General features: G+C 74.9%; 6 protein-coding genes and 1 pseudogene. 1 reads left to right on the top strand and 6 read right to left on the bottom strand.

Features of this window, described 5'->3' with window-relative positions:
- The 6 genes from ACWGJY_RS22615 to ACWGJY_RS22590 all read right to left on the bottom strand — a co-directional run.
- A partial coding sequence (locus ACWGJY_RS22615) for a hypothetical protein (RefSeq protein ID WP_453262622.1) occupies positions 1-2,154 on the bottom strand: 2,154 nt, incomplete at its 3' end.
- A 2-nt stretch (positions 2,155-2,156) separates the two neighbouring features.
- A complete protein-coding gene (gene eccB / locus ACWGJY_RS22610) occupies positions 2,157-3,491 on the bottom strand; it encodes a type VII secretion protein EccB (RefSeq protein WP_453262621.1) in 1,335 nt (444 codons plus the stop codon).
- A gap of 9 nt (positions 3,492-3,500) precedes the next feature.
- Positions 3,501-4,910 (bottom strand): type VII secretion integral membrane protein EccD, encoded by a 1,410-nt coding sequence (gene eccD / locus ACWGJY_RS22605; protein WP_453262620.1) that lies wholly within the window; start codon positions 4,908-4,910, stop codon positions 3,501-3,503.
- A 56-nt stretch (positions 4,911-4,966) separates the two neighbouring features.
- Positions 4,967-8,932, bottom strand: a complete 3,966-nt coding sequence (gene eccCa / locus ACWGJY_RS22600; RefSeq protein ID WP_453262619.1) for a type VII secretion protein EccCa — start codon at positions 8,930-8,932, stop codon at positions 4,967-4,969.
- 251 nt (positions 8,933-9,183) lie between these two features.
- A complete protein-coding gene (locus tag ACWGJY_RS22595) occupies positions 9,184-9,828 on the bottom strand; it encodes a response regulator transcription factor (protein ID WP_453262618.1) in 645 nt (214 codons plus the stop codon).
- A 181-nt stretch (positions 9,829-10,009) separates the two neighbouring features.
- Positions 10,010-12,979 carry an AAA family ATPase gene (locus ACWGJY_RS22590; RefSeq protein ID WP_453262617.1) on the bottom strand — a complete coding sequence of 990 codons (2,970 nt, stop codon included), beginning with the start codon at positions 12,977-12,979 and terminating at the stop codon, positions 10,010-10,012.
- 721 nt (positions 12,980-13,700) lie between these two features.
- Between ACWGJY_RS22590 and ACWGJY_RS22585 the strand changes: the two are divergent.
- Positions 13,701-13,899 (top strand): annotated as a pseudogene (locus ACWGJY_RS22585) (hypothetical protein); the annotation flags it as partial.

The raw sequence follows: 13,899 nt of genomic DNA, 5'->3' as shown, positions 1-13,899 counted from the left end.
GGTGTCGTCCCGGCGCGGGGCCGGGGGCGGCGTCGCGGCCGGCGGCTGCGTGAGCGAGGACTCCAGGCGGATGCTCGGCAGGCTGGGACCGGGCGACGCGGGGGCCGGCGGCGGGGGCGGGGCCTGGGGCGCGGCGGGCTCGGGCGCGGCGGGCGGGGGCTCGGCCGGCGCGGGGTCGGGCGACACAGGGTCGGGCGACACGGGCTCGGCCGGTGCGGCGGGTTGCGGGTCGGCCGGCGAACCGGCGGGCGGGGCCGGGGGGTTGGCGGGCGGCACGTCCTCCGTCCACTCCGGACCGGACCCCGTCCACTCCGGACCGGGCCCCGGGGCGGGGGGCGCCGCGGGAGGGATGGGTGCCGGAGGGGTCGGTGTGGAAGGAGTCGGTGTAGAAGGAGTCGGTGCGGGAGAGGTCGGCGCGGCGGGGGCCGCCGGGCCCGTCCCGGTGGTCGTCGTCCCTGCGACGGGAGCGGCCGGCGGACCGGCCTGCTCCGGACCCGTCACCGGGCGGGTGACCGGGGCCGGCGTCCGGGGCAGCCTGAGATGCACCGTCGCGGGGCCGGCATCCAGGCGTCCGGGCAGCGGGGGCGCGGCCCGGTCCTCGGCGGGGGCCGGGCCCGGGGCAGCCGGCCGGCCCACCGTGCCGGGCCCGGCCGCGGGCGCCTGGTCGGTCCAGCCGGCGGGGCCCTGCGAGGACGGCAGCGACAGGGGCGACTGCGCACCCGTGCGGTCCTCCAGCATCCAGCCGCCCGGACGGCCGGGCGCGACGGCGGGCGCGCTCCGCGCCGCCGTCGGCAGCACCTCGACCGCAGGCAGCGGGTAGCCGCCCGGCGGCACCCTCCCCGCCTCACTGGAGGGCAGCACACGGGTGCGGTCGCGGAACGCCGGATCCAGGGCGGGCAGCAGCTCATGGGCGACGGTCCGCATGCGGTCGGCGATCACCGGGTCGGTCTGGTCGTACAGGATGGCGGGGAAGGCGGGGTCGGCAGGGACGGAGCGCACCACGTACCCGTCGTGCGGCTCGGTGGTCGGCCGTACCCACAGGCCGCTCTGCACGACCTCAAGGAGCACGTCGGGCGCGTGCCGGTAGACGCCGGGCGCGACCGCGGCGGTGGCGCCGGTGGGCACCCGGGTGTTCAGCGGCACCGGTGCCATGGCCGGTTCGCCGTTCGGCCCGCGCGGCGTGAAGCCGAACTCGTCGGCGTACGGGCGCCACCCCAGAGTCCCGTCGGCCTGGAGCGTGCGGACCTCCCGGGTCCCGGCCTCCGGGCCGGCCGAGGGCAGGCCGGCGTAGACGGCGACGCGCCGGCCGAGCAGGTCGGCGAGTGCCTGCCCCAGCGGGGCCCCGTCCGGGACGGCCACCGGGCCGTAGGGGACGAACCGCACGAGGTGGTGCGCGCTGCTGGGCAGGGTCTTCCAGAACGCGGCGACCTCCTCCAGCGGCAGCGCGGACGAGGCGCCCGGCGTGCCGAGCGCGACGCCGAGCAGATCCGGGTCGCCGACGAGCAGGTCGATCAGGCGCCGGCGGTGGTCGGGCGTGGCGGCGTCCTCCCAGGAGCCCCGCAGCCACACGCCCCCGGGCAGCGGCTCGGCCGTCCCGCCGGGGCCGGTCGACCACGGCTGGTCCGGTACCGAGTACTCCCACTGCGGCTTGGGGAAGCGCCGCGAGTCCGGGGCCGACGGCATGCGGGGCCGGTAGCGCAGCCAGCCCAGCCCGTGGTCGACGGGCACGAACAGCGCACCGCCGGCCGCGGGGACCAGCGGGCCGTCGGGGGCCAGCACGATGCGTTCCAGCCGGTCGGCGAGCCACTGCGCGGCGCGTTGGACGTCCTCGCGGGTGCCGCGGCCGGGGACGAGCCGGAAACTGCGGCCCGCGCGTTCCAGGGTGCGGGCCACGGTCTCCCACACGTCGTCCTCCGGCCGGGCCGGCAGGTCGAGCACGACCAGGGTGTGCTGCGGATCGGCGGCCAGCCGCTGGGAGAAGGCCAGCGCCCGGTTGTCGACGAAGCCGCGCGGATGGACCAGGAGCGCGTTGCCGACGTTCCTGGACTCCAGCGTCGGGCCGACGGCGCGCAGGGCCGCGCGCGCCAATCGGGTGGAGAGCCGAGGGGTGAGGTCGCGGCGGGCCGCGGAGTCCTCCTCGAAGGCGCGTGCCATCGTCAGTCGACTCCCCCCACGGTGACGGCCCGGGAGCGGCTGAGCCGCGGGCCGTTGGGTATCTGGTCGAGTGTCGTCGACGGCAGCGTCCGGGGGGTGGCGCTGCCGTATCCGAGCGCCTGGCGGGCCGGTCCGACCAGCTCGTACTTCACACCCTGGTCGGTGATCAGGTACTGGGCCGGGTCACTGGTGGCGCCGGGCTGCTTGGGCGGCGCGGCGAGCACCGCGTGCTCCGTGGGGATCACGGCCACCGTGCGCGCCGTCATGACCCGGCCGCTCTCCCGCACCACGGTGCTGTGCACCTTGTTGTGGGACGTGGACCGCCGCAGGCACAGCGCGCCGCCGCTGTCGGAGGTCGCGTCCTTGCCGGCGAGCAGGTCGGGGAGGCGGTGCAGCAGGGAGGAGTCGGAGGACGACGGGACGGCGGCGATGTCCGTGGGGCTCACGCCCACCGGCTGCCGGCCGCCCGGCTGGGCGGCGAGGAGCGCGGCCTCGGTCTGGTTGAGCGGGGCCATCCCGTCGTTGCGGAGCACGTAGTAGTGGTGGGTGCTGCCGACGACGGTACGGAAGAGACTGCCCACGGTGGCCTGGCTGCCGGCCACCGTCCGACCGCCGTGGCCCGCGCCGGGGATCGCGGCGGGGCCGACGGTGGCGCCGGTGGGCAGCGCGTCCAGCCACGCCGGGGTGGCCTGGATCGGCCGCTCGGTGTCGAGGCCGAGGGCCAGCAGCGAGGACCGCCCCTCGATGGGGTACTTGGTGTTTTTCCACACCATGTAGCGGCTGTCGTGCGGGCCCGCGACCAGTACCCGGGTGTCGTCCGGGACGGGCCGGGCGGACTGCGGGGCGAAGTCCAGCCGCTCGACGGCCTGCGGTCCGGGCCGCAGGCAGTCGGCCCAGGCGCCGGTCAGCAGGGCGCCCGGCTCCGCGACGTCGTCGGGGGCGCCGGCGATGCCGAGGGTCGAGCCGCGCCGCATGTGGGACAGCGACGCGCGGGACACCTCGGTGACGGTGGCGCCGCTGCCGGCGGCCAGGAGCGCCGAGGCGTAGTTCAGGGTCGGATGGAGCTCGCCCTTGACGTAGAGGTAGCGGGTGCCGGTCTCCTTCTGCACGACCAGGGCGCCGGTGTGCTTCCAGGAGGTGTCCTCGGCGGGCTTGAGGAAACCGAAGACGACGGAGCCGATCACCAGCAGCACGGCGAGCATGGCGCCGAACATGGCGCCCAGCCCCGCGCTGTGCATGGGCGCCTCGCCGTTGCCAGGGGTACCGGAGACCAGCGCCGAGGCCAGTCGTCCGGTGGCGAACTGGTAGGCGTGCAAGTGGTCGCGACGTGTTTGCACCGAGCCCCCTCAGCTGACCGCGGCACGCACGTGCGCGTAGACGTGGAGGAGTTGCAGCAGCAGCGGCAGCAGGGCCAGCGCCGTCAGCATCTCCAGGATGTCCGCCATCCGCCCCCACACCGGCAGCAGGCGGGCGGTGGGCAGCCGCCACGCGCCGACCAGCACCAGCAGCGCGCCGATCAGCAGGCCGACCAGCAGTGCGCAGCGCCCGGCGGGGGAGGTCAGCGACGCGGTCCAGGCGAGCACCCCGGCGAGCAGGCCGAGCACCCCGCACAGCACGGTCGGCACCCGCTGCCAGGTCGCGTTCAGGTGCTTGGAGCGCAGCAGCACCGCGGTGGCGAACACCAGCGGGAAGAGCCGGCCGATCCACCCGTCGGCGTGCGCCGTCAGCACGAAGGCGCCCGAGCAGAGCGCGGCGGTGGCGCCGGTGACCACCGTCAAGAACGCGTCGGCGATGGCGGTCCTGCGCTTGACCTGGTCCTCGGCGAGGGGGTCGACGTCCTCCTGGAGCTCCGCGGCGTTGTGCGGCAGTTGCGGCACCCGCAGCCGGGCCATCCGCAGCGACGCGCGGGGCGCGAGGTGCCCGAAGAAGAACGCGGTGACCGCCACCGTGCCGGCGCTGCGTGCCCCGTCCCAGTCGAACAGGACGCCGACCCCCGCGGTGAGCGCGACGAGGACCGCGGTGGAGAGCACGGTGCCGGTGACCGCGACCGGTATCCGGGACACGGGCAGCAGGACGACGGCGGCCACGAGGGCGGCGGCCCCGCCGAGCAGGACGTCACCGGGTTTTGGTGAGAGCAGGGCGGCGGCGGAGCCGAGGGACGTCAGACCGGCCAGCGCCGCGTTGGCGCACGCGCCGACGCCGGTGACCAGCGCGATCCCGCGGTCGTTGGACCACTGCTGGTCCAACGCGCAGCCGGCGCCGAGCACGAGGGCGGACACGGCGTACAGCACAGGGACCAGGACTCCGTGCCCGAGCACCGGGACGGCCGCTGCCAGCGTGGCCAGCACCAGGCAGGCCAGGCCGAGGAAGAGCCGGCGGGTCAGTTCCGGGCGCCACCGGTCGGTGTGCGCGCCGACGGCCTGGCCCACGCCGTCGGAGACGTCGTCGTACTCCCACTCCGGCATCGGGTCGTCGGCGGGCCGCAGGTAGAGGACGTCGCCGTGGAGGAGGCCCGCGCTCTGCGGCGTGGCGTCCAGGTCGAGGGGCGCCTCGCCCAGGCGTTGCAGGGTCCAGGTGGAGGCCGGCCTGCCGGGGTCGGTGGAGACCCGCCGCAGCAGCACCGGCAGCAGGGCGGAGACGGAGGTGGTGGCGGGGACGGCCAGGTCTGCGCGGCCGGCCGGCCCGGCGATGGTCAGCCGGCACACCTCGGTGCTGACCGCTCCCGAGGTGCGGGGGGCGGGTATGGCGGTGGTCATGGTGCTCCTGGAAGCGGGGGTTCGCGGTGGCTTGGAGGACGGGAGCGGGCCTGGCGTCAGGGACCCGCGTATCCGACCTGCATCAGGCGCACACCGCGGCGGGTGACGAGCTGCGCACGGCCGGGGGGCAGGGTCCGCGGCCTGGCCTCACCGATGAACTTGCCTTCCTCCTTGGGGTAGGAGTGCAGCAGTGCCGGGTTGCCCAGTTCCCAGATCCGGCGCAGCACCGGGTCCATCATGGCGCGGCCGGCTCCGGAGGTGGAACGCGAGATCACCAGATGCAGGCCGATGTTCACGGAGTGGGCGAGTATCGGGGCGAGCGGGCTGAGCGGCGAACCGCTGCCCGGCCCACCGCCGTAGAGGTCGTAGTCGTCGACGAGCATGAAGAGCCTCGGCCCGGACCACCAGTCGCGCCGGGGCAGGCGCTCGGGGGCGATGTCGGGACCGGGGACGCGCTTGCCGACCGATACCGCGGCGCTGCCGGCGAGTTGGGTGAGGCTCTCGCCGTCCACCGCGAAACCCACCCGGTACTCCTCGGGGACGAGGCCGAGCAGATCGCGCCGGGTGTCGGCGAGCAGGATGCGGGCCTCGTCCGGCTGGTAGCGGCGGGTGATGGCGTCGATCGTCAGGCGCAGGACGTTGGTCTTGCCGGTTTCGGCGTCGCCGAAGACCATCAGGTGCGGGGCGGCCCCGAAGTCGTGCCACACCGGGGCGAGGCGCTGCTCGTCCCAGCCGACGCAGACCCGCAGGTCGCCCTCGGGCGCCGGGAGCTTGTCCAGCGGCAGCTTGGCGGGCAGCATCCGCACGCCGGGGGCCTGCCGTCCGGTCCAGAAGGTGTCGATCTCGGCGACGGCCGACCTGGTCGCCGCGGTGAGGTCCTCGGTCGCGGAGGAGCTGTCCAGGCGGGGCAGCGCGGACAGGAAGTGGAACTTGGACTTGGTCAGGCCGCGGCCCGGCTGCTGGGGCACGCTCGCGGCGAGCTTGGAGCCGAGCTCGGACTCCACGGTGTCACCGAGGCGGAGTTCGAGCTTGCTGCCGAACAGATCGCGGGCGCGCGGCCGGATCTCCGACCAGCGCACCGCGGAGGCCACTACGTGCAGGCCGAAGGACAGGCCCCGGGCCGCCAGGTCGGTGATGCGCGGCTCCAGCTCCTCGAAGTCCTGCTTGAGGGTGCCCCAGTTGTCGATGACGAGGAAGACGTCGCCGTAGGGGTCGTCGATCTGGCCGCTGTCCCGCATCTGCCGGTACGCCGTCATCGACTCCAGGCCGTTCTCGGTGAAGCGCCGTTCGCGGGCCTCCAGCAGCTGGCTGAGCTCCTCCACGGTGCGCGTCACGCGGTCCCGCTCCATGCGGGTGGCGATCGAGCCGACGTGCGGCAGGCCCGCGGTGGACTGCAGACCGCCGCCGCCGAAGTCGAGGCAGTAGAACTGCACCTCGCGCGGGGTGTGGGTGAGGGCGAGGGAGAGCATCAGGGTGCGCAGCGTCGTGGACTTGCCGCTCTGCGGGGCGCCGGCGATGGCCAGGTGGCCGTCGGCGCCGGACAGGTCGGCGACCAGCAGTTCGCGCAGTTGCTCGTAGGGCCGGTCGACCATGCCGAGCGGTACGCGCAGGGCGCCGAGCGCCGGGTAGTCGACGGCGCTCATGCCGCGCTCCGGGTCGGGGACGATACCGGGCAGCAACTGGTCGAGGCTGGGCGAGAAGTCCAGCGGCGGCAGCCACACCTGGCGGGCCGGCGGGCCGGCGCCCTCCAGCCGGTCCACCAGGACCTCCAGCAGGCTCTCCGCTTCGTCGGAGGCCGGCTCGGCCGTCGGCGTCTGCTGCGCGGTGTGCTCCTCGGCCGTCTCCGTGTCGTCCTGCCGCACCGGGGTGCGCTGCTCCATGCCGAAGGCGACGATCTCCTGGGTGCCGGCGATCGCCTCCGTCGGGCGGGACGTGGTCGGCGAGAGGGGGGCGGCGCCCGAGACGTAGGCGGCCTTGAAGCGGGCCAGGTTGGTGGTGTCGACCTTCAAGTAGCCGTTGCCCGGTGCGGACGGCAGCTCGTAGGCGGAGCCGACGCCGATGACGCTGCGGGACTCCATCGAGGAGAAGGTGCGCAGCGCGATCCGGTACGACAGGTGACCCTCGACCCGGTGGATGCGGCCCTCGTCCAGACGCTGGGAGGCCAGCAGCAGGTGCACGCCCAGCGACCGGCCGAGGCGCCCGATGGTGACGAACAACTCGACGAACTCCGGCTTGGTGGCCAGCAGTTCGGAGAACTCGTCCACCACGATCACCAGGGACGGCAGCGGGGTGAGCGGCGCGCCGCCGAGCCGTGCCTTCTCGTAGTCGTAGAGGGAAGAGTGCCCGCTCTCGCGCAGCAGCTCCTGACGGCGGATCATCTCGCCCTGGAGCGAGTCCCGCATGCGGTCCACGAGGTGGAGCTCGTCGGCCAGGTTGGTGATGACCGCGGAGGTGTGCGGCAACCGGTCCATGTTGAGGAAGGTCGCGCCACCCTTGAAGTCCACCAGCACGAAGTTGAGGATGTCCGAGGAGTGCGTCGCTGCGAGCCCGATGACCAGGGTGCGCACCAGTTCACTCTTGCCGGAACCGGTCGCGCCGATCAGCAGGCCGTGCGGGCCCATACCGGCTTGGGCGGACTCCTTGAGGTCCAGCTCCAGGACCTCGTTGTCCTCGGTGATGCCGATCGGCACCCGCAGCCGCGAGCTCTGGGCCGTCCGGGTGCGCCACAGGGAGGGCACGTCGAAGGAGCGCGGGTCGCGGACGCCGAGCAGGGTGGCGAGGTCGAAGTCGGTCTCCAGCGGCTGTTCGACGAGGTCGATGCCGCCGCTGCTGGTGCGCATCGGCGCCAGGACGCGGGCGAGTTCCTCGGCGGCCGAGGCGCTCAGCGTGTCGGCTCTCGCCGTGACGGCGGTGTCCCCCGAGGGGTACTCCACCTCGCCGTCCCGCACGGACAGCCGCAGCACGTCGGGGCCGCCGGTCATCGCGCCGGTGGCGTCCAGCAGCACGACATTGCGGATGCCGTCCGCCAGCAGCCGGGAGGTCTCGGGCAGGTACGCCCGGTAGGCGAGCACGACGACGAAGGGCTCGCCGGGTCGGGGCGGCGAGCCGGGGTCGTGCTCGGGGCGCTCGGTCACCTCGGGGCCGAGCAGGTCCAGCAGCACGTCATGGTCGTCCGACACCAGCCGCAGCGGACCGGTCTCGTCCTCCAGGTGCGGGTGTGCGTTGTGGGGCAGCCACTTCAGCCAGTCCCATTCGGTGCGCCCCACTGCGTCGGTGAGCAGGGCGATGCGCATCTCGTCCGGCGCGTGCGCCACGGCGAGCCGGCCGATCAGGGCACGCAGCAGGCCGAGTGCGGCCTCGCCGTCGCCGGCCAGCTCCACGCTGGTGAACCGGCGCAGCGGCACCGTCACCGGCAGGTGGGTGACGTTCTGGTGCGCCTTGGTGAAGCGCCGCAGCGAGATCGCCGAGAGCGGTTCGAGGTCCTCCACCGGCTTGGTCTCCGGCGGCGCCAGGGCCAGGCCCGCCCTGCGGGAGCCAAGGCCGATGCGCACCTCGGCGAAGTCCTCGTGCCCGCCCCTGCGCTCCCACAGACGCGGCCCGGACGCCATCGCCCACAGGTCCTGCGGGCGCGGGTTGTCCCAGTAGGCCGCGGCGCGCTGCTCGGCAGCCGCCTGCCGCACCTGGCGGCGCAGTTGGGCGAGGTAGCGCAGGTAGTCGCGGCGCTCGGCGCGCATCTTGCGCTTGCGCTCGGCGCCGCGGCGGCCGATCTGGGTGAGCGCCATGCTCAGCATCGCCGTGCCCATCATCCCGGACATCAGGAACGTCGTGGGAGATTTGGCACCGAGGGTGAACATCATCGCCATGGCACCCACGCCCAGCAGCATCGGCAGGTAGACCAGTACCGAGGTGAAGTCCGCGGTGGCGGGCTCGCCGAGGGCGGGAGGTTCGGCCAGCTCGATCTGTCCCTCCGGGGCCTCGGGGCCGGGGACACGAGGCGAGCGGTTGACGACCACGGTGCTCATCGGTCTGTCCTTCAGGATGGTGGTGGGCCCGGACGGCGCCGCGGCATGGCAGCACGGCTGCCCTTTTCACAGTAGGGAGGGGCGGCGCGACGACGGGAACCGATGATGGAAGAATGTCCGTCCGGACAGCGGAACTGTGCCTGCCAGTTCAGCGGTGGTCCGGCCGCCCCCGCGGCGTCGGCGTCGCGCGGTGGTGTGGGGGCCCTGCCCCGGCGGCCCGGCGGCACTCTGCCGGATGGCCCGGCGCGCCGTCAGATGAGGCCGGAGCGGATGGCGTAGGAGACGGCGTGCGCGCGGTTGCGCAGCCGGAGCCGCTTCATCACGCCGTACAGCACGTACTTGATGGTGCGCTCGGAGTAGCACAGTTTCGCGGCGATCTGCGACAGCTCCTCGCCCTCGGCGACGAGCCGCAGCACGTCCATCTCACGGGAGCTGATCCCGGAGGCCGCCAGGCCCCGGGGCACCAGGACCTCGCGCTGGGTGACCTGGACCTGCTCCATCAGCGTCCCCTGGAGGGAGGCGGGGAAACTGCCGCCGCCCTGCGCGACGGCGAGCAGGGTCCGGGTGAAGTCGGCCGGGGTGAAGGAGTCGCGCCACAGCACCGCCCGCACCCCGCGGTCGACGGCCGCGGAGATGTCGGCGCGCCACTGCATTTTGGCCACGACGAGGACGAACAGGACGTCCGCGGCGTCGCTGAGCCCGCGCAGGGACTCCAGCACGGAGGCGTCCGCGACGTCGGTGGCCACCACCACGACGTCGCCGTCGCGTACGTCGGTGACGGGCACCTCGGTCAGTTCGCGGTCGTGCTGGAGGTAGCTGACCAGACCGGCACGGACGACGCCTTCGGGCGCGTGTATCGCCACGCGCACGGTGTCGACGAGCATGAGTTGCGGCATGCGCGCACTCTCCTGGGATATGCGGTGTGCGGAGGACCGAACGGGGCGATCGTGCCACGACGGGAAGGCCGCATACCCCCCGGAGCTGCCCCTTCGCGCAAGCCATGGGGAAACCTGGCATGTAGGACGTCCGTGCGAATTGAGCCGCTTTGTGGCGGGCCGCCCCACGTGGGGCGGCCCGTCACCGCTCCGGAGTGCCCAGCGGGTGCCCGGTGCGCACCGCGGCCACGACCTCCGCGCGGGACCGCACACCGACGTGGGCGAAGAGCCGGGTGAGCCGGTTGGCCACGGCGTCCTCGCTGAGGCCGAGGACGGCGGCGATCTGACGGTTGGACAGCCCCTCGGCGACGAGCACGGCCAACAGCTGCTCGTTCTCCGCGGTGGCCTGTTTGCGCCCGGGGACGGGGTGCCGGCTCTCCCGGATGGCGACGCGGGTGCGGAACCGCCACAGCGGCGCGCCGACGTCGCCGAACAGCTGATACGCCTCGTACAGCCAGGGTGCCGGGCCGCCGCTCGCCGACGCCGCGGCAAGCAGCGTCTCGGCGGTCTCGAACGGCTGGCTCCTGGAGCGGGCCAGGTCCACCGCCTCCCGCAGGAGGTCCCGGACCACGGTCGCGTCCTGCCCGGGGAGTTGGGCCGCGGCGCGCAGGTGGAGCAGGTGCGCGCGGCCCTGGCCGGTCCGCTCCGCCACCCGCTCCAGCTCCCGCACACACTCCGCCGCCGCGGAGACCTGGCCGGTGTCCAGGCACACCTGGACCAGGGCGGCCCACAGCTCGTCGGTGCCGTAGACGTACCCGCCGGCCTCGGCGGCCTTCAGCCCCCGCCGCAGTGTCTGCTCGGCACCGGAGAGGTCGCCGAGCGTCCGCGCCAGTTCCGCCTCGGCGCGGTCCAGGAGGGACTCGGACGGCCCGGTCGCCCGCCCGCGCGCGTCGTCCAGGACGCACTGGGCGCTCCGGGTGCGGCCACGAGCGAGCAGGACGGCCGACATGCGCTCGGGCAGCAGGTGGTGCCCGGGTGCGGGCGCGTCGGCCTGACCGCTCACCAGGCCCCGCCGTGCCGCCGCCAGCGCGTCGTCCCACCGGCCCTCCAGGTGGCGCCAGAGGAACAGGCTGTACGCGGGGAGCGCCTTCTCGGTCATCCCCCGGCGGGCCAGGACCGCCCCGGCCTCCCGCAGGTCCCCCGCGCCGAGGAGCTGGTCCACCTGGATCACGGTCACCGCGTACCGCCCGTAGCGGGACAGTTCGCTCACCTCCGGCAGGGTCAGTGACCGGACGAACCGCTCCGGCTCACCGCAGACGAGCTCGGCCACGGCGCGGAACAGCGCGGGGAGCACCCGGGCGGCCCGTGCGTCGTCCCCCTGGGCGGCCCGTGCATCGTCCCCCTCCCGGCCGGTCTCCGTGAGCAGCGCCAGAGCCTGCGTCCACCGGCCCTGCCCGCACAGCGCCAGGGCCCGCCCGGTCACCTCCACCGCGACCGGCAGACCCTGCATCCGCCACCAGTGGCCCGAGGCCAGCCGGTCCAGCCATATCCGGTCGCCGGCGGCGGCCGCGGACCCCACCAACAGGGCCGCGGCCTCCTGGAGCGCCACGACGCCGAAGCCGGCCGGGTCGCGCAGTACCGAGACGGCGGCGGGCCGGGCCGCCTCGTACTCGCCCGCGGTGTAGGCCATCCCCACGTACCGCAGGGTCAGGTCGTCCCGTACCTCCGGCTCCTCGGCGAAGCGGACGGCGGTCCGCAGCCACCGCAGCATGCCCCGCCGGCCCGCGTCGGGGTGCAGCCGGTCGGCCGCCGCCGCCAACTCGGCCACCACACGCCGGCGGTCCAGGCCGGAGTCCACCTCGGCGAGCCGGTCCGGCAGGTAGGTGTCGGGGTCGGCCTCGGCCAGCAGCTCCGCCGCGGCCCCCCGCGTCCCGGCCCCCTGCGTCCCGGCCCGCCGCGCGTCCGCCGCGTCCCGGACCGCCGTCACCGCGGCGACCGACAGCCGGTTGCGTTCCAGGGGGCCCAGCCGGCGCCGGACCGTGTGCTCCACCAGGGGGACGGAGAAAGCCCACCCGCGGGGCGGAGCGCCCTCGGGGCCGGGGAGTTCCACCACGATCCCCGCGGCGATCAGGGCGCGCAGGCCGTCGTCCACGAGCGCCGCGGACAATCCGGTCGCCTCGGCCACGTGTGCCGCGGCCACCCGGCCCAGCGGCCACAGGACGCTCAGCGCCGCGGCCACCGTGCGGCTCGGCTCGCCCAGCGCGCGCAGCGCCGCGACGAACCGGTCCTCGTCCGGCAGCACCGGCGGCGGGGTGCCCGGACACAGCAGGACCCGGCCGTCGACCGTCCGGGTCGCGCCGTTCCGGGACCACGCGGTGAGCAGGACGTCGACCGCCGCCGGCACTCCCCCGCTCATGTCGTGTGCCTCGCGGACCAGTTCAGGGTCAGCGACCGCGTGCAGCCGCCGGCTGACGACCGCGGCGACCTCCGCCCGCTCCAGACGCGGCAGGACGGTGCGGTGCGCGCCGCGACGGTGCGCCAGGCGCTCCACCCCGCCGCTCGGGCCACCACCGGGCGTGTACCGCCCGGCCCCGCCGTGCCGGAGCACCGACAGGACCAGCCGCACGTCGGGCGCGACCCGTTCGAGGTCGACGCCGCCGAGCAGGTCCAGCGACTCGGTGTCGGCATGCTGGGCGTCGTCGACCACGAGGGTCAGGGGGGCGGACTGCGCCAGGGCGACCACCAGCGCTTGGCCCATGGCGGCCGGTTCCCCGCGCTCGACGGCGGCCAGCGCGTCCGCCGCCCCGCCGCCGGCCCGCCGCGACCTGGGCGGGGACTGCCGGTGTGGTGCGAGCGCCTTGACCAGCCGCAGCGCCAGCAGCAGCGGGCGCCGGCCGTCCTCGGGGCCGCAGACCAGGAACGAGACCTCCCTCCCCTTCGCACGTGCCCCGGTGGCGAGGGCGTGGACGAACGTGGAACGGCCGACGCCGCGTTCCCCCTCGACGACCAGCAGGTTCGGCCCCTCGGAGGCGAAGAGGCGCTGCCGGATGTGCTCCAGCGCCCGCTCGCGACCGGGCAGGTGCGCCGGGTCCCGGTCGGCGCCGTCCGCCGGGCCCGCGCGCGACGGCTTCGCGGCGAAGTCGTCCGCGGCCGGACCGCTTCGGTTGCCCATGTCTCCTCCAGCAGAGTGCGCCTGCCGGACCGCCGTCGGCGGGGGGCCGGCCGCCCGGTGGGCCCCCGCCGTACGAGCAGGCCTGGTGCCCGAAGCGGGCCTGGTGCCCGGAGCGGTCTCGGGTGTCATTCACCACGCGGGTGTCACACACCACGCGGGTGTCACGCACCACTCAGGTGTCACACACCACTCGGGTGTCACGCACCACTCAGGTATCGCTACAAGGAGGTTACGTTCTCCCGCGGTCCGGCCCACAGGGCCCCACGGCCGGACCGGGCGCGCCCGCAGCGGCCGGCGGGGTGGTGCGCACCTCGTCGTACGCGCCGTGGAGCGGCCCTCATGTGACACAGTGACAGCACCCGAGGTCTCTGAACTCCCCTGCGGACACTGCCCGTTTGTACGCGCACCGATGTACGCCCGCGCCAAACGCCGGGACGTGGCGGGCGGGGCGGGTCCCGCTTCCGGGGAGAACCACTAGCATCCCGGACAGGCGAGACCGGCCACGGCCGGCCCCCCACCTCACCCAGCCACCCCGTCAAGGAGGCACGCCCTGACTGCGCAGCTCTCACGCTCCTCACGGCGGGAGCCCCACGACGCGGAGCGCCCGGGGCTCCCGGCGCCCTCCGCCGATCCGGCGGTTCCGGACCCCGGCATCTCCGGCTCCCCACCACCGAACCGCACCCCAAAGAGCCCGGCCGGCGCTCGGCTGCGGGGGCGCCTGATGCAGCGCATGCGGGCCGCGGCCCGCATGCAGACGCTCGCCGACGGCTCACCCGCACTCTGGGACCAGGACGCGGACCGCACGGAGGCGCCGCGCCCCGGCACCCGCAACTCGCCGGGCACGGACGGGGAAACCTCCTCGCCGGCGCCGGGCACGGACGGGAAAACCTCCCCACCGACACCGGCCACGGACGGGAAAT

This window comes from Streptomyces sp. NPDC054765 (assembly GCF_053612065.1).
Note: the sequence above shows the minus strand (reverse complement) of the source record. Positions and strands in the feature narration are given on the sequence as shown.

Excerpts from the sequence above, each read along its gene's own strand:
- eccCa (WP_453262619.1), bottom strand. The coding sequence starts at position 8,932 with ATGAGCACCGTGGTCGTCAACCGCTCGCCTCGTGTCCCCGGCCCCGAG.
- ACWGJY_RS22595 (WP_453262618.1), bottom strand. The coding sequence starts at position 9,828 with ATGCCGCAACTCATGCTCGTCGACACCGTGCGCGTGGCGATACACGCG.
- ACWGJY_RS22590 (WP_453262617.1), bottom strand. The coding sequence starts at position 12,979 with ATGGGCAACCGAAGCGGTCCGGCCGCGGACGACTTCGCCGCGAAGCCG.
- eccD (WP_453262620.1), bottom strand. The coding sequence starts at position 4,910 with ATGACCACCGCCATACCCGCCCCCCGCACCTCGGGAGCGGTCAGCACC.